14 protein-coding genes are annotated in these 20,828 nt (G+C 61.0%); 12 read left to right on the top strand and 2 right to left on the bottom strand.

Annotated elements, in window-relative coordinates:
* Window positions 1-177: 177 nt before the first annotated feature.
* Window positions 178-1,446, top strand: a complete 1,269-nt coding sequence (locus tag ACP6KB_RS26170; RefSeq protein WP_442110526.1) for a malic enzyme-like NAD(P)-binding protein — start codon at window positions 178-180, stop codon at window positions 1,444-1,446.
* A 176-nt stretch (window positions 1,447-1,622) separates the two neighbouring features.
* Here the strand turns inward: ACP6KB_RS26170 and ACP6KB_RS26165 are convergent, their stop codons facing one another.
* Entirely contained in the window at window positions 1,623-4,076 is a 2,454-nt protein-coding gene (locus ACP6KB_RS26165) for a penicillin-binding protein 1A (RefSeq protein WP_442110524.1), read from the bottom strand.
* Between the two features lie 176 nt (window positions 4,077-4,252).
* Between ACP6KB_RS26165 and pilM the strand changes: the two genes are divergently transcribed.
* The 11 genes from pilM to ACP6KB_RS26110 all read left to right on the top strand — a co-directional run bounded on the left by pilM (window position 4,253) and on the right by ACP6KB_RS26110 (window position 19,375).
* On the top strand, window positions 4,253-5,191 hold the full coding sequence (pilM, locus tag ACP6KB_RS26160) for a type IV pilus biogenesis protein PilM (RefSeq protein ID WP_442110522.1): 939 nt from the start codon (window positions 4,253-4,255) through the stop codon (window positions 5,189-5,191).
* Window positions 5,179-5,706, top strand: a complete 528-nt coding sequence (locus ACP6KB_RS26155) for a PilN domain-containing protein (RefSeq protein ID WP_442110520.1) — start codon at window positions 5,179-5,181, stop codon at window positions 5,704-5,706. Before pilM ends, ACP6KB_RS26155 begins: the two co-directional genes overlap by 13 nt.
* A complete protein-coding gene (locus tag ACP6KB_RS26150) occupies window positions 5,703-6,635 on the top strand; it encodes a pilus assembly protein PilP (RefSeq protein WP_442110518.1) in 933 nt (310 codons plus the stop codon). The genes ACP6KB_RS26155 and ACP6KB_RS26150 overlap by 4 nt, the downstream gene beginning before the upstream one ends.
* Before the next feature lie 24 nt (window positions 6,636-6,659).
* A complete protein-coding gene (locus ACP6KB_RS26145; protein WP_442110516.1) occupies window positions 6,660-7,949 on the top strand; it encodes a type IV pilus secretin PilQ in 1,290 nt (429 codons plus the stop codon).
* Window positions 7,950-7,953: 4 nt separating this feature from the next.
* Window positions 7,954-8,472 carry a shikimate kinase AroK gene (gene aroK / locus ACP6KB_RS26140; protein WP_442110514.1) on the top strand — a complete coding sequence of 173 codons (519 nt, stop codon included), beginning with the start codon at window positions 7,954-7,956 and terminating at the stop codon, window positions 8,470-8,472.
* Window positions 8,473-8,571: 99 nt separating this feature from the next.
* Window positions 8,572-9,669 (top strand): 3-dehydroquinate synthase, encoded by a 1,098-nt coding sequence (gene aroB, locus ACP6KB_RS26135; RefSeq protein WP_442110512.1) that lies wholly within the window; start codon window positions 8,572-8,574, stop codon window positions 9,667-9,669.
* A gap of 16 nt (window positions 9,670-9,685) precedes the next feature.
* The gene (locus ACP6KB_RS26130; RefSeq protein ID WP_442110510.1) at window positions 9,686-11,302 is read left to right on the top strand and encodes an AAA family ATPase; all 1,617 of its coding nucleotides are present in this window, start codon (window positions 9,686-9,688) and stop codon (window positions 11,300-11,302) included.
* A gap of 363 nt (window positions 11,303-11,665) precedes the next feature.
* Window positions 11,666-16,111, top strand: a complete 4,446-nt coding sequence (gltB, locus tag ACP6KB_RS26125; RefSeq protein ID WP_442110508.1) for a glutamate synthase large subunit — start codon at window positions 11,666-11,668, stop codon at window positions 16,109-16,111.
* A 123-nt stretch (window positions 16,112-16,234) separates the two neighbouring features.
* A complete protein-coding gene (locus ACP6KB_RS26120; RefSeq protein WP_442110506.1) occupies window positions 16,235-17,653 on the top strand; it encodes an FAD-dependent oxidoreductase in 1,419 nt (472 codons plus the stop codon).
* Window positions 17,654-17,824: 171 nt separating this feature from the next.
* Window positions 17,825-18,889 (top strand): uroporphyrinogen decarboxylase, encoded by a 1,065-nt coding sequence (gene hemE, locus ACP6KB_RS26115; RefSeq protein ID WP_133211193.1) that lies wholly within the window; start codon window positions 17,825-17,827, stop codon window positions 18,887-18,889.
* 138 nt (window positions 18,890-19,027) lie between these two features.
* Window positions 19,028-19,375 (top strand): YgiW/YdeI family stress tolerance OB fold protein, encoded by a 348-nt coding sequence (locus ACP6KB_RS26110; RefSeq protein WP_442110504.1) that lies wholly within the window; start codon window positions 19,028-19,030, stop codon window positions 19,373-19,375.
* 99 nt (window positions 19,376-19,474) lie between these two features.
* Here the strand turns inward: ACP6KB_RS26110 and ACP6KB_RS26105 are convergent, their stop codons facing one another.
* The gene (locus ACP6KB_RS26105) at window positions 19,475-20,749 is read right to left on the bottom strand and encodes an MFS transporter (protein ID WP_442110502.1); all 1,275 of its coding nucleotides are present in this window, start codon (window positions 20,747-20,749) and stop codon (window positions 19,475-19,477) included.
* Between the last annotated feature and the right edge of the window lie 79 nt (window positions 20,750-20,828).

The following is a 20,828-nucleotide window of genomic DNA, read 5'->3' as shown; positions in this document are numbered from 1 at the left end:
ATATTGTGAACATTTTTTTATTCGATTGTACACATTGAAACCCTTGCGGGCTGCGGCTCTTGGCGGAAAGTCGTAGGTTAAAGGCCTTGACACAAGTGACCGGCCAGTCTTGTCGGCCCTTTGCTCTTTGCGTATCCTCGGCGGTCCGTCAGAACAGTAAATAGCGGAATGCCCACCATGTCAGATTTGAAAACCGCCGCTCTCGAATATCATGCTCAGCCTCGTCCGGGGAAACTGAGCGTCGAGCTCACCAAACCTACCGCGACTGCTCGCGACCTGGCGCTGGCCTACAGCCCGGGTGTAGCTGAGCCCGTACGTGAAATCGGTCGCGATCCAGAGCTGGCCTACAAGTACACCGGCAAGGGCAATCTGGTAGCAGTCATTTCCGACGGCACCGCCATTCTCGGCCTGGGTAACCTCGGCCCACTGGCGTCCAAGCCAGTCATGGAAGGCAAGGGTGTTCTGTTCAAGCGTTTCGCTGGCATCGACGTATTCGACATCGAAGTCGACTCCGAAAGCCCGCAAGCCTTCATCGACACCGTCAAACGTATCTCCATCACCTTCGGTGGTATCAACCTGGAAGACATCAAGGCACCAGAGTGCTTTGAGATCGAGCGCGCGCTGATCGAACAGTGCGACATTCCAGTGTTCCACGATGACCAGCACGGTACCGCGATCGTTACCGCCGCCGGCATGATCAACGCCCTGGAAATCGCTGGTAAGACCCTGGCCGATGCCAAGATCGTCTGCCTGGGCGCTGGCGCCGCCGCCATCTCCTGCATGAAGTTGCTGGTGAGCATGGGCGCGCAAATCGAAAACATCTTCATGGTTGACCGTACTGGCGTGATCCACGCTGGCCGTGACGACCTGAACCAGTACAAGGCAGTGTTTGCCCACGCTACCGACAAGCGCACCCTGGCTGATGCCCTGGACGGCGCTGATGTGTTCGTAGGCTTGTCCGGCCCGAACCTGCTGAGCCCTGAAGGCCTGAAGTCGATGGCGCCAAACCCAATCGTCTTCGCCTGCTCCAACCCGGATCCGGAAATCTCCCCGGAACTGGCACACGCTACCCGTAGCGACGTGATCATGGCGACCGGTCGTTCCGACTATCCGAACCAGGTCAACAACGTTCTGGGCTTCCCGTTCATCTTCCGTGGTGCTCTGGACGTTCGCGCCAAGCGCATCAACGAAGAGATGAAGATCGCTGCTGCCAACGCACTGAAAGACCTGGCCAAGCTGCCAGTTCCGAAAGAAGTGTGTGCAGCCTACGGCGTTGACGCCCTGGAATTCGGCCGTGAGTACATCATTCCGAAGCCAATGGATGCCCGCCTGATCACCGTCGTTTCCGATGCTGTGGCTAAAGCGGCTATCGAAACCGGCGTAGCGACCCTGCCGTATCCGAAGAACTACCCGCTGAAAAGCGTGGATGACGTGTTCAACGGTTAATCCGAACGCGTAACAAAAAGCCCCGGCTCGCAAGCGTCGGGGCTTTTTTTTGCCTTGAGGCCAACCTTATGTGGGAGCGGGCTTGCCCCGCGAAGCAGGCACTGCGGTGAATGGCACGGGCTTCGCCCGTGTTCGCGGGGCAAGCCCGCTCCCACAGGATGATCAACAGCCCGCGATCAGAACAGATCGATCGGTGCCGCTTCGTCTGCTGGCAGCGGGCTGCCCGGTGCTGCGCCGTTGCCCAGCTCATTGACCGAAGGCGGTGTGTCTTCGGCCTTGAACAGCTCGAAGTAGGCATTCGGCGTGCTTGGCGTTGCCGCCCGGCCGCTGACCGGGTCAACCCGCAGGCTGAGGATGCCTTCCGGCTCGGCAGGCGGGTGGTTGGGCTTGTCTTTGAGGGCCGGGCCCATGAAGTTCATCCAGATCGGCAATGCCACTGTACCGCCGTATTCACGGCGACCCAGGGTTTCAGGCTGATCGAAGCCGCTCCAGACAGTCGTCACCAGGTCGGCGTTGTAACCAGAGAACCAGGCGTCCTTGGATTCGTTGGTGGTACCAGTCTTGCCTGCAAGGTCGGAACGGCCCAAGGCCAGGGCGCGCCGCCCGGTACCGCGCTTGATCACGTCCTGCAGCATGCTGGTGAGGATGTAGGTGGTGCGCCCATCGATAATGCGCTCGGCTACGGCAGGTGGCTGGGCGATGGCCGCAGCGTTGCTGGCTTGCGTAGCAGCAGGCTCGCCGGGCAGTTGGGGGCTGATCGGTGCTTCCGGTGCGGCGATACCTGCTTCGACCTGTTCAGCCTGTGGCACCCGCGGTGGGTTGGCGGTGAACAGGGTCTCGCCATTACGGCTTTCGATACGCTCGATCAGGTACGGCGTGATTTTGTAGCCGCCGTTGGCAAAGGTGCTCCAGCCCGTGGCGATTTCCATTGGCGTCAGTGTCGCGGTACCCAGTGCCAAAGACAGGTTGGGCGGCAGGTCCTGCTTGTTGAAGCCGAACTTGCTGATGTAGTCGATGGTCGGGCCGACCCCCATGGCCTGCAGCAGGCGGATCGACACCAGGTTGCGCGACTTGTACAGCGCTTCACGCATGCGGATCGGGCCGAGGAAGGTGTTGGTGTCGTTTTTCGGGCGCCACACCTTGTCCAGGTACTCATCGACGAACACGATCGGGGCGTCGTTCACCAGGCTGGCGGCGGTGTAGCCGTTGTCCAGCGCTGCGCTGTAGACAAAGGGCTTGAAGCTCGAGCCCGGTTGACGCTTGGCCTGCATGGCGCGGTTGTAGTTGCTCTGCTCGAAGGAGAAACCACCGACCAGTGCGCGGATGGCGCCGCTGTTCGGGTCCAGCGAGACCAATGCGCTCTGTGCGCCCGGCACCTGGCTGAACTTGAGGCTGCCGTTGTCCAGGCGCTGAACGCGGATCAGGTCGCCAACCTTGGCGACGTCAGACGGCTGCTGCGGCGCACGGCCTTGGCTGTTGGTGTTGATGAACGGCCGGGCCCACTTCATGGTCTCCCAGGCAACCGTTTCCAGGGTGTCGGATCGGGTCAGCACCTGCAGGCCGGACTTGTCGACCTGGGTGACAATCACCGGCTCCAGGCCGCCCAGTGGGCGTTGCTTGCTCAGTTCCTGCAGCCAGGCCGCGTGGGTCTTGCCGGGGAAGCGTGCTTCAGGACCGCGATAGCCGTGGCGCTCGTCGTAGTTGGTCAAACCATCGAGCACGGCTTTATTGGCGATCTCCTGCAGGTCGCTTGGAACCGTGGTGGTTACCCGGAAACCTTCGGTGTAGGCGTCGCTGCCATAGCGGCCAACCATTTCGGCGCGGGCCATTTCCGCAATGTACGGGGCTCTGACTTCAGGTGTTGGCACGTGGTAACTGGCGTTGATCGGCTCGGCCAGGGCTGCTTGATAGCTGGCTTCGTCGATTTTGCCCAATTTGTACATCCGCCCCAGAATCCAGTCGCGGCGCTCTTTGGCGCGTACCGGGTTGGCCAGCGGGTTGAAGCGCGACGGCGCCTTGGGCAGGCCGGCGATCATCGCCATCTGCGCCAGGCTGATGTCGCGGATCGACTTGCCGTAATACACCTGAGCGGCCGCTTCGATGCCGTAGGCACGGTTGCCCAGGTAGATCTTGTTGACGTACAGCTCGAGGATCTCGTCTTTGGTCAGCTCGCGTTCAATCTGCAGCGCCAAGAGAATTTCGGTGGTCTTGCGCGAAAAGCTTCGCTCACTGCTGAGGAAGAAGTTCTTCGCCACCTGCATGGTGATGGTGCTGCCGCCGGTTTGAATGTGCCCGGACTTGAGCAATTGTGTTGCAGCACGCATCAAACTGCTGGGGTCGACGCCATAGTGATTGGCGAAATTGTCGTCTTCGGCCGATAGCAAAGCCTGGATGAAATGGGGCGGAATGTCGGCGAAACGGATGGGAGAACGGCGCATCTCGCCGAATTCGGCGATCAGTTTTCCGTCACTGCTGTAGACCCGCAAAGGGATCTGCAACTGGATGCTTCTAAGGGCCTCTACCGAGGGCAGGCTGGGGCTAAGATACAGAAACGCGCCGCTCAGACCGAGCACGATGGCGCAAATGACTGCGACGAAAGACCACCAGATGAACTTCAGCAGACGTATCAAGGCTTTTGGGCGTCCAGGTTAAAGAATGGGTTGCGCGCAGTGCCAGCGGACAAGGAAAAACGCTGGGCATTATAAGCATTTTTCGTACGGTCGCGTTATTGGCGCCGCCGACAGGGAGTCAGCCAGGTGTGATGGGCTCAAGCCCGCTGTACACCTGCAGTGATAAAGGAAAACCGATGCTTGGACGCTGGGGCAAGGATGCCGGTTCACTTTTGGGGGTGGAAATTACCCCTCCGTTCATCAGGCTGGTGCAACTGCGCCGCCATCGCGGTGGTTATTGCGTGCAGGCCTGGGCGCTTGAGCCCTTGCCGGCCGCGGCCACGCACAATGGCTGGATTAGCGATGTGCAACAGGTTGGGGCGTGTTTGCTCCAGGCTGTTCAGCACCGCGTGGGCACAGCCCGCAGAGCCGCGATCGCCTTGCCTGCCGGACTGATCATCGAAAAGCAGGTGGCAATGCCGGTTGGCTTTGACGATCACGCGATTGCCGAAAATCTGTCGGCGGATGTCGGTCCTTTCATTCCGTTTGCCCTGGAAGACGCTGCCATCGACTTTCAGATTGTTGGCATTGCCCCTGATGATCCCCAGTGTCAGCACGTGCTCGTTGCGGCTTGTCACCTGGCCTTGCTTGACGCGTTGCAGGCCAGTCTTGAGGTGGCCGGGGTGCATGCCTGTGCGGTGGAATCTGATGCCCATGCCTTGCACCGTGCTGTTCGGCCCAGTGTCGCGGGAGGCGAGCTGCTGTTGCAGCTGGAAGCTGACACCCTGGTGTTTCATGAGCAAGGTGCCGACCCCGTGCCGCTGCGCCGCGAAGTCCCGATACAGCGGCAGGGGGATGCTGTGGCGGCGCTGGTTGCGGCGGTGGATAACTACGTGTTGTCCAGCCCGGGGAGGGCGCTGCCAAAGCAATTGCTGCTGTGTGGTGCCGGGGTACCTGGCGTGCACGTGTGCGACCCGTTGCAGCGGCACCTGGGTATTGCTGTAAGTGCTGTCGATCCCTTTCAGGGTATGACCCTGGCGCCAGGGCTGGAAGCTCAGGCACTCATGGCGCAGGCCCCGAGTCTTGCCATCGCTTGCGGTTTGGCACTGCGTGAGGGCGAACGATGCTTAGTTTGAACCTGCTGCCTTGGCGTGAGCATCAACGTCAGGCCGAAATCCGGCGTTTGTCTGTGCGTTTGGCCGCTATCGGCTTGCTGGCTGTACTGATTGTCTGCTTAGGGGACGCTCTGGCGCGGCAGGCACAGCAGCGTCAAGGGCTGGAAACCGCTTCATTGCAGCAGGCCATCGCACAACTCGATGGTCAGTTGGCGAAGATCGCGCAGCATGGTGTTGAGCAGGAACAGGTTAAGCAGCATCAGCAGGTGTTGGAGCGGCTGCAGGGCCAGCGGTTGTTTCTGTTCGAGCTGTTCGAGCAACTTCAGCAGGTGGTGCCCGAGGGGGTGTACCTCACCGCTGTAACCCACGAAGACGCGGGCTTGCATCTTCAGGGCGTGGCCCGCTCAGGGACGTTGGTTGCGCAATTGCTGCGCGGCCTGTCCAGCGCGTTTGGCGAGGCGATGTTGCAACACACCAGCGCAGTGGACGAGGGTGAGGCGTTCGAGGTGAGCGTGGTCATGAGGCCCAAACCTTGAATGCGTTATCCACCGCCCGGTGGCAGCGGCTGATCGGCGGCTCGTTGATCCGGCAGTGGGTATTACTGGGCAGCGGCCTGATGTTGCTGCTGGGGCTGGCGTACATCGTCCACCTGAGGGGGCTGTTCATTGAGCTTGAGCAGGGTGCGGAACACGCGCAGCGCCTGCAGACCGAGCGTGCAGATAAAGCCTTGCAGGCGCAGGCGCTGGTCAGCCGCGAGGCGCAATTGGCGGCGTCGTATCAGCAACTAGAGGTATCTCGCTGGCGCTTGGCTGCAGGCGGTGAGCTGGCCGAGCTGTTGGAAGGTATCGCGCATCAGGCGCAGGCTGACGGGGTGCTGGTCGAGCAGTTGCAACTGTTGCCGGAAATCCCGCATGAGCAGTACATCGAAATGCCGATGCAGCTGCAACTGCGAGGCACCTACATCGCCTTGGCGAGCTTTGCTCAGGGGTTGGCGCAACTGCCCCGGCTGGTGACCCAAGAGAACTTCTCGCTGTCGGCGGTGCAGCTGCCGGGTCAGGCCGGGCTGCGACTGCAACTGCGTGCCAGCGCCTACCGCAGTCGCGAGCCGGTCGCCGTTTCGCCCGGGGCTGAACCTCAGCCTTCTCGGACTGTACCGAATTTTTCGCGTAGCCCGTTCGCGCCTTCGCCAAGGGTGCAAGCCCGCCAGCACCTGGAAACGCTTTCGCTCGACCAGTTCGAGATGGTGGGCAGCCTGACCCGCCATCAGCTGCGTTTTGCATTGCTGGATGCTGGCGGCGTAGTCCATCGCCTGCAGGTTGGGGATCGCTTAGGGCGTGATCGGGGCCGCATCGTGCGGATTGAAGAGCGCCAGGTGCACATCGCCGAAGAAATTTTCGTTGTGGGCCAGGGCTGGGTCGAGCGACAGCGAACGTTGAGTATGAAAGTGCCCGCGAGTGCGGGGTAAGCATGCAGACCAGGGAGGTCGCAGATGAACGCAGCAAGGTGCCTGGCGCTGTTTGCCACGCTGTCTATCGGGTTGTCGCTCAGCGCTCAGGCAAGTAGCCCGGTGCCGGAAAGCGAACCGTTGTCCTTGAACTTTCAAGACGTTGAGGTGCGTTCGGTGTTGCAGATACTGGCGGATTTTTCCGGGGTAAACCTGGTGGCCAGCGATGCGGTGCAGGGAAAAATTACCTTGCGCCTGCAGGAAGTCCCTTGGGAACAGGCACTCGATTTGGTGCTGCGCAGCAAGGGCCTGGAGAAGCGTGCTGAAGGCAATGTGCTGCTGGTGGCGCCTATCGGAGAGCTGGCGGGACATGAGCGGCAATTGCTCGAAGGCCGTCAACAAGCGGCAGGCCTGGCGGCGACAGGTCGGGAGTTGCTGCCCATTCATTACGCCAAGGCTGTGGATATCGCTGCGGTGTTCGAATCGCTGATGGCGAGCGACCCGTCGGAGCCTGCTGCGGGAGCGCTTACGGTCGATGAGCGAACCAATACTCTGGTTGCCCGCCAGTCTCCTGAGCGACTGGAGGCGCTGCGCCAGTTGATCGCGCGCCTGGATGTGCCGGTACGTCAGGTCATGATCGAGGCCAGGATCGTTGAGGCAAACGTTGATTATGAGCGCGGATTGGGTGTGCGCTGGGGTGGCGAGTTACGCCTGGGAGGCGGCTTGACGCTGGGTGGGGCGGATACTTTCGTTGATCTTGGCGTAGAGCGTGCTAGCTCGGCCATTGGCCTTGGCCTGGTGCGGGACAACCTGCTGCTGGACCTTGAGCTGAGCGCCATGGAGAAGTCCGGCAATGGCGAAATCATCTCCCAGCCCAAGGTGGTCACCGCCGACAAGGAGACTGCGCGGATCCTCAAGGGCACCGAGGTGCCGTACCAGGAGACCAGCGGCAGCGGCGCGACTTCCGTGACCTTTCGTGAGGCGTCGCTGTCTTTGGAGGTAACACCGCAGATCACCCCGGACAACCGGGTGATCATGGCCGTGAAAGTGACCAAGGACGAGCCGGACTATCTCAACGCGTTGGATCAGGTGCCGGCAATCAGGAAGAACGAGGTCAACGCCAAGGTTCGCGTCAGCGATGGGCAGACCATCGTGATTGGCGGCGTGTACTCCACGGTGCAAAGTAAAGTTGTCGATAAGGTGCCATTTTTAGGCGATGTGCCGTATGTTGGTCGGCTGTTTCGTCGCGATGCTATACAAGAGAAAAAATCCGAGCTGCTGGTCTTCCTGACTCCGCGTATCATGAGTGACCAGGCGATTGCTGTGAGTCGTTGATTCTGTGCGAAATTTGATACTTGTGGGGCCCATGGGTGCTGGCAAAAGCACCATCGGTCGCCTGTTAGCCAAAGAGCTGCGCCTGCCGTTCAAAGATTCCGACAAGGAAATTGAACTGCGTACGGGCGCCAACATCCCGTGGATCTTCGACAAGGAAGGCGAACCGGGCTTTCGTGACCGCGAGCAGGCGATGATCGCCGAGCTGTGCGGCTACGATGGCGTGGTTCTGGCCACCGGCGGAGGCGCGGTCATGCGCGATGCCAACCGCCAGGCCCTGCATGCCGGTGGGCGCGTGGTGTACCTGCACGCCTCGGTCGAGCAGCAGGTCGGGCGCACTGCGCGCGACCGTAATCGTCCGTTGCTGCGCACTGCCAATCCCGAGGCGACCTTGCGCGCCTTGCTGGAGATCCGTGATCCGCTTTACCGCGAGATCGCCGACCTGGTGGTGGAAACCGACGAACGGCCACCGCGGATGGTTGTGCTGGATATTCTCGAGCGCTTGCAGAAGTTGCCGCCCCGTTAAGCCGGGACTATCCTCGGCGGCCAGTCACGCCTTGACAGGGCACATCGTTATCGCGCGGATCGAGCCATCGATGCCGCGCCTCGTTCATTGTGGGGACACATGCAGACACTTAAGGTCGAATTGGGCGAACGTAGCTACCCGATCTACATTGGCGAAGGGCTGCTGGACCAGCCAGAGCTGCTGGCGCCGCATATTGCCGGTCGGCAGGTCGCCATCGTCTCCAATGAGACTGTCGCACCCCTTTATCTTGAGCGTCTGAGCAAGACCCTGGGCGCCTATTCGGTGCTGCCAGTGGTGTTGCCTGATGGCGAAGCCTTCAAGAACTGGGAAACCCTGCAGCTGATTTTTGATGCCTTGCTCACCGCCCGCCACGACCGCCGCACTACCGTAGTGGCGCTGGGCGGCGGCGTGATCGGTGACATGGCCGGGTTTGCCGCTGCCTGCTACCAGCGCGGCGTGGACTTCATCCAGGTGCCGACCACCTTGCTGTCGCAAGTCGATTCTTCGGTGGGTGGTAAAACCGGGATCAACCACCCGCTGGGCAAAAACATGGTGGGTGCCTTCTATCAGCCCAACGCCGTGGTGATCGACACCGCCAGCCTCAATACGTTGCCCCCGCGCGAGCTGTCGGCCGGCCTTGCCGAAGTGATCAAGTACGGCCTGATCTGTGACGAGCCTTTCCTGCAATGGCTTGAGGCCAATATGTCGGCATTGCGCGCGCTGGATCAGGTCGCCCTGACCGAAGCGATTCGCCGCTCCTGTGCGGCCAAGGCTGCCGTTGTTGGCGCCGATGAGCGCGAGTCTGGCGTGCGCGCCACCCTCAACCTCGGACATACATTCGGCCACGCCATCGAAACCCACATGGGGTATGGTGTTTGGCTACATGGTGAGGCCGTCGCCGCCGGTACGGTAATGGCCTTGGAAATGTCCATGCGCCTTGGCTGGATCAGCGAGCAAGAGCGCAATCGCGGTATTCGTTTGTTCCAACAGGCAGGTTTGCCGGTGGTGCCCCCACAGGAAATGACCCCGGCGCAGTTCATGGAGCACATGGCGGTAGATAAAAAGGTACTCGACGGTCGTTTGCGTCTGGTCCTGCTGAGCCAAATGGGCGCAGCGGTGGTCACCGACGACTATCCGAAAGAGATTCTTCAGGCCACGCTGGCGGCGGATTACCGCGCAATCGTGGCTCAGCTTTGAGGTTGATGAGAGTTCGATGACTAGTCTGCATGCCGACGAGGCCTTTCTCGGCCATTACCAGTTGAACCACGATCCCTTCGCTGCGCGGGTGCCCGGGTTCAAGTTCTTCCCCGCCCAGCGCAAGCCGGTGCTTGGCCAACTGCACCATCTGGCGCGTTACAGCCAGCTGTTGCTGGTAGTGACCGGCCCTCAGGGCAGTGGCAAGACCTTGCTGCGTCAGGCACTGGTTGCCAGCACCAACAAGCAAACGGTGCAAAGCGTGGTGGTTTCCGCGCGCGGCGCCAACGATGCGGCTGCGGTGTTGGCCCAGGTGGCTCAGGCGTTGGGTGTTGCCCAGCCTGAAGTGCCTGAGCTACTGGCCCAGGTCGTGCAACTGGCGTTGACGGGGCAAGAAGTCTATCTGTTGGTGGACGACGCGGAACAACTGGACGAGTCGGCACTCCAAGCCTTGCTGGAGCTGGCGGCGGGTACGCCGGAAGGGCGTCCGCATGTCTTCCTGTTCGGTGAGCCGTCACTGATTGCCGGGCTGGAAGCGATCGATACTGACCTGGAGCGTTTCCATGTCATCGAGCTTGCGCCCTACAGCGAAGAAGAAACCCGGGAATACCTCGAGCAGCGCCTGGAAGGTGCCGGACGAGGGATCGAGGTGTTCACCAGTGAGCAGATTGTCGATATTCACCAAAACTCGGATGGTTGGCCTGGGAATATCAACCAGGTTGCCCGCGATACCTTGATCGAAGCCATGATCGCCAGCCGGACCACGGCCAAGCGACCATCAATGGGGTTCAATATGCCTAAAAAACACGTGCTGGCACTGTCTGCTGTTGTGGTCGTTGCGGTTGCTGCCGCTGTACTGATGCCGAAGAAGGGCGATCAGGCGCCAACCGCGCCTGCCGAGCAAGCGCAGCTGCCGTTGGGTGAAGGCCAGCCAGGCAACGCACAGTCGAACAATGGTGGCCCGGCCATCGAGTTCGCCGGTAATTCGCAGCCAATGCCACTGCCACTGGTTGGGCAGTCGCAACCGGTCATGCGCGGCCCGTTGGCTGAGGCGGCCGGCATGGGCGAAGGTGAAGAGGGTGGGCCAGCCGGTGACACTGCACTGCAGCCACCGACCGTAACCACTATCGCCCCGCCTGCTGGCGTCAGTGCTGGCCCTGCGCCGGCTCCGGCCCAGCCGATTGCCCAGGCCCAGCCTGTCGCGCCAGCACCACAGCCGGTTGCGCCTGCTGCCAGCAAACCGGTTGCGCCTGCGGTAAAACCTGCGCCAACCCAGGTTGCCGTTGCCAAGCCAGCACCCAAGCCTGTCGAGAAACCCGTCGAGAAGCCAGCAGCCAAGCCCGCTGCAGGTGGCGGCTGGTATGCCGGGCAAAAACCGGGCAATTATGTGGTGCAAATCCTGGGCACCAGCTCCGAGGCTTCCGCTCAGGCCTACGTGAAGGCGCAAGGTGGCGACTATCGCTACTTCAAGAAAACCTTGCAGGGTAAGCCGCTGTATGTGATTACTTACGGCAGTTTCTCCAGCCGCGATGCAGCATTGGCTGCAATCAAAGCCTTGCCAGCCAAGGTCCAGGCTGGTAAACCTTGGCCTCGTACCGTTGCCAGCGTCCAACAAGAGCTGGCCGCGACCCGCTGATAAAGCTCGGTGGCACTACCCCCGCCACCTGCTGAGCGACTCCTGAATTAAGGTCAAGCCTGCTGCGTAATGCGCGGCAGGCTTTTCTGTCCCAGACTGCCGGCCACAAGCCCATCTTGCAGTCCAGGCTGAAACGCTTCAGACTCAAGCCATGCCGTTACCACGGCGCACGCTTAAAAACATTCAAAAATGCGACATGGGTTTGCGACAATGCGTCGTAAATTTGTGGGCTTCCCTGTCGCTGTGCAACAATGGCTCTCCTATTGCCCCCGCAAAGCTGGCGTTCGTTCGGCGTGGATGGTAAGTGGTTGTACTAAAAAGAGATTTGCCTTGGTGAGAGGCGAACCTGGTGAGAAAGTGTCTATGAAAACAGGTCTGTACCATCCCGAAGAATTCAAGGATAACTGTGGTTTCGGCCTGATCGCCCATATGACGGGTGAACCCAGCCACCACCTTCTGCAAACAGCTATGCAGGCGCTGACCTGCATGACCCACCGCGGTGGCATCAACGCTGACGGCAAAACCGGCGACGGTTGTGGCCTGCTGATGCAAAAACCCGATCAGTTCCTGCGCGCGGTAGCCCAGGAGCAATTCGGCGTTGAGCTGCCCAAGCAGTACGCGGTTGGCATGGTGTTCTTCAATCAGGACAACAGCAAAGCCGAAGCTGCGCGCGAAAACATGAATCGCGAGATCCTCGCGGCCGGCCTGCAATTGGTGGGCTGGCGCAAGGTACCGATCGACACCAGCGTCCTCGGCCGCCTGGCCCTGGAGCGCCTGCCGCAGATCGAGCAGGTGTTCGTCGGCGGTGAAGGCCTGAGCGATCAGGAATTCGCCATCAAGCTGTTCAGTGCCCGTCGTCGCTCGTCTGTGGCCAACGCCCATGACACCGACCACTACATCTGCAGCTTTTCGCACAAGACCATTATCTATAAAGGCCTGATGATGCCGGCGGACCTCGCCGCCTTCTATCCAGACCTGGGTGACGAGCGCCTGCAGACGGCCATTTGCGTCTTCCACCAGCGCTTCTCCACCAACACCTTGCCGAAATGGCCGCTGGCGCAGCCATTCCGCTTCCTCGCCCACAACGGCGAGATCAACACCATCACCGGTAACCGCAACTGGGCCCAGGCGCGGCGCACCAAGTTCGCCAACGACTTGATCCCCGACCTTGAAGAGCTCGGTCCGCTGGTCAACCGTGTCGGCTCCGACTCCTCGAGCATGGACAACATGCTGGAGCTGATGGTCACGGGTGGCATCGACCTGTTCCGCGGCGTGCGTATGCTCATTCCGCCAGCGTGGCAAAACGTCGAAACCATGGACGCCGACCTGCGCGCGTTCTACGAATACAACTCCATGCACATGGAAGCGTGGGACGGCCCGGCGGGTGTGGTGCTGACCGAAGGCCGCCATGCGGTCTGCCTGCTTGACCGCAACGGCCTGCGCCCAGCGCGCTGGGTGACCACCAAGAACGGCTACATCACCCTGGCGTCGGAAATCGGCGTGTGGGACTACACCCCGGAAGACGTGATCGCCAAGGGCCGTGTAGGGCCGGGTCAGATCTTCGCCGTGGACACCGAAACCGGTCAGATCCTCGACACCGACGCCATCGACAACCGTTTGAAGTCGCGTCACCCGTACAAGCGCTGGTTGCGTCAGAATGCCCTGCGCATTCAGGCTGACCTCAGCGACGACCAGGGTGTGGCCAGCTACGATGCTGACCAGCTCAAGCAATACATGAAGATGTTCCAGGTCACCTTCGAAGAGCGTGACCAGGTGCTGCGCCCGCTGGGTGAACAGGGCCAGGAAGCAGTGGGTTCGATGGGCGACGACACGCCAATGGCGATCCTGTCGCAGCGCGTGCGTTCGACCTATGACTACTTCCGCCAGCAGTTCGCCCAGGTCACCAACCCACCGATCGACCCGCTGCGTGAAGCCATTGTCATGTCGCTGGAGATCTGCCTGGGTGCCGAGCGCAATATCTTCCAGGAATCCCCTGAGCACGCCTCGCGGGTGATCCTCAGCTCGCCTGTGATCTCGCCGGCCAAGTGGCGCTCGCTGATGAACCTCGACCGCCCAGGCTTCGAGCGTCAGCTGATCGACCTCAACTATGAAGAGGCTGTAGGCCTGGAAGCCGCGGTGCGCAACATCGCCGACCAGGCTGAAGAAGCCGTGCGCAGCGGCAAGACCCAACTGGTGCTGAGCGACCGCCACATCGCGCCGGGCAAACTGCCGGTGCATGCGTCGCTGGCCGTGGGTGCCGTGCACCACCGCCTGACCGAACTGGGCTTGCGTTGCGACAGCAACATCCTGGTAGAAACCGCTACCGCCCGCGATCCGCATCACTTTGCGGTGCTGATCGGTTTTGGTGCCTCGGCGGTTTACCCGTATCTGGCCTACGAAGTGCTGGCCGACCTGATCCGTACCGGCGAAGTGCTGGGCGATCTGGACGAAGTCTTCAAGTACTACCGCAAGGGCATTTCCAAAGGCCTGCTGAAGATTCTGTCGAAGATGGGCATCTCCACCATCGGTTCGTACCGCGGTGCGCAGCTGTTCGAAGCGGTCGGTTTGTCTGAAGAGGTGGTCGGCCTGAGCTTCAAAGGCGTTGCCAGCCGCCTCAAGGGTGCGCGTTTCGTCGATATCGAGAACGAGCAGAAGCTGCTTGCCGCCGAAGCCTGGAGCCCGCGCAAGCCGATCCAGCAGGGCGGTTTGCTGAAGTTCGTCCACGGTGGCGAATACCACGCCTACAACCCGGATGTGGTCAATACGCTGCAAGCTGCCGTGCAGCAGGGCGACTACAGCAAGTTCAAGGAATACACCGCACTGGTCGATCAGCGTCCGGTGTCGATGATCCGTGACCTGCTCAAGGTCAAGACGGCCGAGCAGCCGCTGGCCCTGGAAGAGGTCGAGCCGCTGGAAGCCATCCTCAAGCGCTTCGACTCTGCCGGTATCTCCCTCGGTGCACTGTCGCCAGAGGCCCATGAAGCGCTGGCCGAAGCGATGAACCGTCTGGGCGCGCGCTCCAACTCCGGTGAGGGCGGCGAAGACCCGGCCCGCTACGGCACCATCAAAAGCTCGAAAATCAAGCAAGTGGCCACCGGTCGTTTCGGTGTCACCCCTGAGTACCTGGTCAACGCCGAAGTGTTGCAGATCAAGGTCGCTCAAGGCGCCAAACCGGGTGAGGGCGGTCAACTGCCCGGCGGCAAGGTCAACGGCCTGATTGCCCGCCTGCGTTATGCAGTGCCTGGCGTGACCCTGATCTCGCCACCGCCGCACCACGACATCTACTCGATCGAAGACTTGTCGCAGCTGATTTTCGACCTCAAGCAGGTCAACCCGCAGGCGCTGGTCTCGGTCAAGCTGGTGGCAGAAGCGGGCGTCGGTACGATCGCTGCCGGTGTGGCCAAGGCCTACGCCGACCTGATCACCATCTCCGGCTACGACGGCGGCACCGGCGCTTCGCCGCTGACCTCGATCAAGTACGCCGGTGCGCCGTGGGAGTTGGGCCTGGCGGAAACCCACCAGACCCTGCGTGGCAACGACCTGCGCGGCAAGGTGCGGGTACAGACTGACGGCGGCCTGAAAACTGGTCTGGATGTGATCAAGGCGGCGATTCTTGGCGCCGAGAGCTTCGGCTTCGGTACCGCGCCAATGATCGCCCTGGGTTGCAAATACCTGCGTATCTGCCACCTGAACAACTGCGCGACTGGCGTGGCGACGCAGAACGACAAGCTGCGCAAAGACCACTACATCGGCACCGTCGACATGGTGGTGAACTTCTTCACCTACGTGGCTGAAGAAACCCGTGAGTGGCTGGCCAAACTGGGTGTGCGTAGCCTTGGCGAACTGATCGGGCGTACCGACCTGCTGGAAATGCTCCCCGGCGAAACCGAGAAGCAGAAACACCTGGACCTCAGCCCGTTGCTCGGCAGCCCGCATGTACCGGCCGACAAGCCGCAGTTCTGCGAAGTTGACCGCAACCCGCCGTTCGACAAGGGTGTGCTGGCCGAGAAAATGGTCGATATGGCGCTGCCTGCCATTCGCGACCTCAGCGGCGGCGAGTTCGAGCTCAACATCTGCAACTGCGACCGTTCCATCGGCGCGCGGATTTCCGGTGAGATCGCGCGTCTGCACGGCAACCAGGGCATGGCCAAGGCGCCGATCACGTTCCGCTTCAAAGGCACTGCGGGCCAGAGCTTCGGCGTGTGGAACGCCGGTGGTCTGAACCTGTACCTCGAAGGTGATGCCAACGACTACGTCGGTAAAGGCATGACCGGTGGCAAGCTGGTTATCGTGCCGCCTGCGGGCAGCCCGTTCGCTACTCAGCACAGCGCCATTGTTGGTAACACCTGCCTGTACGGCGCCACTGGCGGCAAGCTGTTTGCCGCAGGCACCGCAGGCGAGCGTTTTGCTGTGCGTAACTCTGGTGCCCACGCGGTTGTCGAGGGTACTGGCGATCACTGCTGTGAATACATGACCGGTGGTTTTGTCTGCGTCCTGGGCAAGACCGGTTATAACTTCGGCTCTGGCATGACCGGCGGTTTCGCCTACGTGCTGGACATGGACAACAGCTTCGTCGACAAGCTCAACCATGAACTGGTGGAAATCCAGCGTATCAGTGGCGAAGCGATGGAGGCTTACCGTAGCCACCTGTCGCGCGTGCTGGCTGAATACGTCGAAGAAACCGGTAGCGAATGGGGGCGTGAGCTCTGGGAAAACCTGGACGACTACGTGCGTCGCTTCTGGCTGGTCAAGCCGAAAGCCGCGAACCTGAAGAACCTGCTGTCCAGCACCCGTGCCAACCCGCAGTAATCAACAGCTGCAAGTGGCAAGCTTCAAGCTGCAAGTCAGAGCAGTTCGAAGCTTGCCCGGCTTAAGTGATCGTCTTGCAGCTTGCGGCTTGTAGCTAGCAGCTGCTGTTATGAGGTTTAGAACATGGCTGAACGTCTGAGTAATGACTTCCAGTTCATCGAGGTCGGGCGCAAAGATCCGAAGAAGAAACTGTTGCGTCAACGCAAGAAAGAGTTCGTGGAAATCTACGAGCCTTTCAAACCCCAGCAATCGGCCGAGCAGGCCCATCGCTGCCTGGGTTGTGGTAACCCGTACTGCGAGTGGAAGTGCCCGGTACACAACTTCATCCCTAACTGGTTGAAGCTGGTTTCCGAAGGCAACATCCTCGCCGCTGCGGAGCTTTCGCACCAAACCAACACCCTGCCGGAAGTGTGCGGCCGGGTCTGCCCGCAAGATCGTCTGTGCGAGGGTGCTTGCACCCTCAACGACGGTTTTGGCGCCGTCACCATCGGTTCGGTGGAGAAGTACATCACCGATACCGCGTTTGCCATGGGCTGGCGTCCGGACATGTCCAAGGTCAAGCCGACCGGCAAGCGTGTCGCCATCATCGGTGCCGGCCCTGCTGGCCTGGGCTGCGCCGACGTACTGGTGCGTGGCGGTGTGACCCCGGTGGTGTTCGACCGCAACCCGGAAATCGGTGGTCTGCTGACCTTCGGCATCCCGGAGTTCAAGCTGGAAAAGACCGTGCTGAGCAATCGCCGCGAAGTCTTCACCGGCATGGGCATCGAGTTCCGCCTGAACACCGAGGTGGGCAAGGACATCAGCATGGAACAACTGCTCGAAGAGTACGATGCAGTGTTCATGGGCATGGGTACCTACACCTACATGAAGGGCGGCTTCCCGGGTGAAGACCTGCCGGGCGTGCACGATGCCCTGGATTTCCTGGTGGCCAACGTCAACCGCAACCTGGGCTTTGAAAAGTCGCCGGAAGATTTCGTCGACATGAAGGGCAAAAAGGTTGTGGTGCTCGGTGGCGGCGACACGGCGATGGACTGCAACCGCACTTCGATCCGTCAGGGCGCCAAAGCGGTGACCTGCGCCTATCGTCGTGACGAAGCGAACATGCCTGGCTCGCGCAAAGAGGTGAAGAACGCCAAGGAAGAGGGGGTGAAATTCCTCTACAACCGCCAGCCAATCGCGATTGTCGGTGAAGACAAGGTAGAAGGCGTGAAGGTGGTCGAGACCCGTCTTGGCGAGCCGGATGCCCGTGGCCGTCGCAGCCCCGAGCCGATCCCGGGCTCCGAAGAGATCATCCCGGCGGATGCCGTGGTCATCGCCTTCGGTTTCCGTCCGAGCCCGGCGCCGTGGTTCGAGCAGTTCAGCATCCAGACCGACAGCCAGGGCCGTGTGGTGGCTCCAGAGAAGAACACCTACAAGCATCAGACCAGCAACCCGAAGATCTTCGCCGGTGGCGATATGGTCCGCGGTTCGGACCTGGTGGTGACGGCGATCTTCGAAGGGCGCAATGCGGCTGAGGGGATTCTGGATTACCTGCAAGTCTGAATCGCGGGGCAAGCCCGCTCCCACCGAACCCGGTAGGAGCGGGCTTGTCCTGCGATGAATTCAACAAATCTATTGATCTGTCACAACCCGATAGACAAAAGGCACGGTACTGACCGTGCCTTTTCCGTTGGTGTCTGAGAAAATGCCCGCACTTTTTTTCCGGATGCCGACATGACTGCCTTGAAGAACGATCGTTTTCTGCGCGCCCTGCTCAAGCAACCCGTAGACGTCACCCCCGTGTGGATGATGCGCCAGGCCGGCCGCTACCTGCCGGAATACCGCGCCAGCCGCGCCAAGGCCGGTGACTTCATGAGCCTGTGCATGAACCCGCAGTTTGCCTGCGAGGTGACCTTGCAGCCGCTGGACCGCTACCCGCTGGACGCTGCGATCCTGTTCTCGGACATCCTCACCATTCCCGACGCCATGGGCCAGGGCCTGTACTTCGAGACCGGCGAAGGCCCGCGTTTCAAGAAAGTCATCAGCACCCTGGCTGATATCGAAGCCCTGCCGATTCCTGATCCGCAGAAAGACCTCGGCTATGTGATGGATGCCGTCAGCACCATCCGCCGCGAGCTCAACGGCCGCGTGCCGCTGATCGGCTTCTCCGGCAGCCCCTGGACCCTGGCCACTTACATGGTCGAAGGCGGTTCGTCGAAAGACTTCCGCAAAACCAAGGCCATGCTCTACGACAACCCGCAAGCCATGCACCTGCTGCTGGACAAGCTGGCGCAGTCGGTCATCAGCTACCTCAACGGGCAGATTCTTGCCGGTGCGCAAGCGGTACAGATCTTCGACACCTGGGGCGGCAACCTCTCGGCGGCGGCCTACCAGGAGTTCTCGCTGGCCTACATGCGCAAGATTGTCAGCGGCCTGATCCGCGAGCACGAAGGGCGCAAAGTGCCGGTGATCCTGTTCACCAAGAACGGCGGCCTGTGGCTGGAAAGCATCGCCGACGCTGGCGCTGATGCCTTGGGCCTGGACTGGACCTGCGACATTGGCGAAGCGCGTCAGCGTGTCGGCAATAAGGTCGCGCTGCAGGGCAACATGGACCCAACCGTGCTCTACGCCAAGCCAGAAGCGATCCGCGCTGAAGTCGGGCGCATCCTGGCCAGCTACGGGCATGGCAGCGGCCATGTGTTCAACCTGGGCCACGGCATTACCCCAGAAGTTGATCCGGAGCACGCTGGCGCGTTCATCAACGCCGTGCACGAACTCTCGGCGCAATACCACCAATAACTGGTAGGAGCGGGCTTGCCCCGCGATTGCGTTGTGTCAGTCACATCGTATCGCGGGGCAAGCCCGCTCCCACATTAAGTTTGAATTCAGCCTGTTTGGGTAATCTTTGTTCATCGAAACCCAGACAGGATCTTCACCATGAAAAAACGTTACCTCGCTCTGCTGCTTGCCCCACTGTTCAGCACCGCTGCCCTGGCCACGGGTTACACCGGCCCGGGCGCACAGCCAGTGACCACCGTTGCTGCCGCCAACGACGCTGCAGACGATACCCCGGTTGTATTGCAGGGCTTTGTGGTCAAGAAGCTGAACAACGACGACAAGTTCGAATTCAAGGACAACACCGGCACCATCACCGTCGAGATCGACAAAGAAGACATGCCGCCGGTGCCGTTCAACGACAAGACCAAGGTCAAGCTGACCGGTGAAGTCGAGAAGCACTTGATGAGCCGTGAGGTGGATGTTGACCTGGTTGAAGTGATCAACTGATCAAAGGCATCGCGGGGCTTGTAGGAGCGGGCTTGCCCCGCGATGCGGTGTGTCAGATAAAACCGCTATCGCGGGGCAAGCCCGCTCCTACAGAAGCATTCAGGCCTTGGCTGGCAACCGGCTCAAGTGCAATGCCACCAGCAGCGCCACCACCAGCAAGCTGCCAATGAACAGCCCGATACCGTTCCACCCGGCGTGATGCCAGAACACCCCTCCGGCCGTACCGGCCACACTCGACCCTGCGTAGTAACTGAACAAGTACAGTGACGAGGCCTGGCCCTTGGCTTTGGTCGCGCGCCGCCCAATCCAGCTGCTGGCCACCGAATGCGCACCAAAGAAGCCAAAGGTGAACACCAGCATGCCGACAATCACCAGCAGCAACGGGCTGAACAGGGTCATCAGCAGGCCGCTGAACATCAGCACAATGGTGCCCCAGAACACTTTGCGTCGGCCCAGCTTGTCGGCCAGCGCACCGATCTGCGCCGAGCTGTAGATACCCGACAGGTACACCACCGAGAGCAAGCCAACCAGCGCCTGACTCATATGGTAAGGCTCGGCCAGCAGGCGGTAGCCGATGTAGTTGAACAGGGTGACAAAGGCGCCCATCAGCAAGAACGCTTCGAGGAACAGCCACGGCAGCCCGGCATCGCGAAAGTGCAGGGTAAAGCCCTCCAGCAGGCTGCGCGGGTGCAGTGAGCGGGGGCGGAAGTTGCGCGACTCAGGGAGGACTTTCCAGAACACCACGGCCGCGATCAGGGCCAGGCTGCCGATCACCAGCAGGGCGGTGTGCCAGCTGACGAAATCAATCAGTACCCCTGTAATCAGGCGCCCGCTCATGCCGCCAATGGCGTTGCCACCGATGTACAAGCCCATGGCCAGGCCAATGTGCTGAGGGTGGATCTCTTCGCTCAGGTAGGTCATGGCCACCGCTGCCAGGCCGCTCAGCGACAGGCCGAGCAGCGCGCGGGTCAGTAGCACGCCGTGCCAGCTGGGCATCAGCGCGCTGACGATGGTGCACAGGGCGGCGCAGAACAGGGCAAACACCATCACCGGCTTGCGCCCGATGCGGTCTGAAATCGGACCGGTAATCAGCAGGCCGACAGCCAGCATACCGGTCGACACCGAAAGGATCAGGCTGCTTTGCGCGGCGCTGATGGAAAACTCCTGGGACAGCAGCGGCATCATCGGTTGCACGCAATACAGCAGCGCGAAGGTGGCGAATCCACCGCAGAACAGCGCCAATACCGTGCGCATAAAGGCTGGCGTGCCTTTTTCGATCCAGCGTTCGTTCAGGGTGGCGACGACTTCGTCGAGGGGGGCTGCGGGGATATCGTGGGCGTGTGGAGCAACAGCAGTTTTCACGGGGGACCTCATGGGCGCTACGGCCTGTCAGGCAGTGAAAAAAGCATATAGCTGGCTAATGATCATTTCCAATATATTGTTCGACCTGTTT

The sequence above is a fragment of the Pseudomonas sp. NUPR-001 genome, from assembly GCF_052147955.1.
GTDB lineage: Bacteria > Pseudomonadota > Gammaproteobacteria > Pseudomonadales > Pseudomonadaceae > Aquipseudomonas.
Note: the sequence above shows the minus strand (reverse complement) of the source record. Positions and strands in the feature narration are given on the sequence as shown.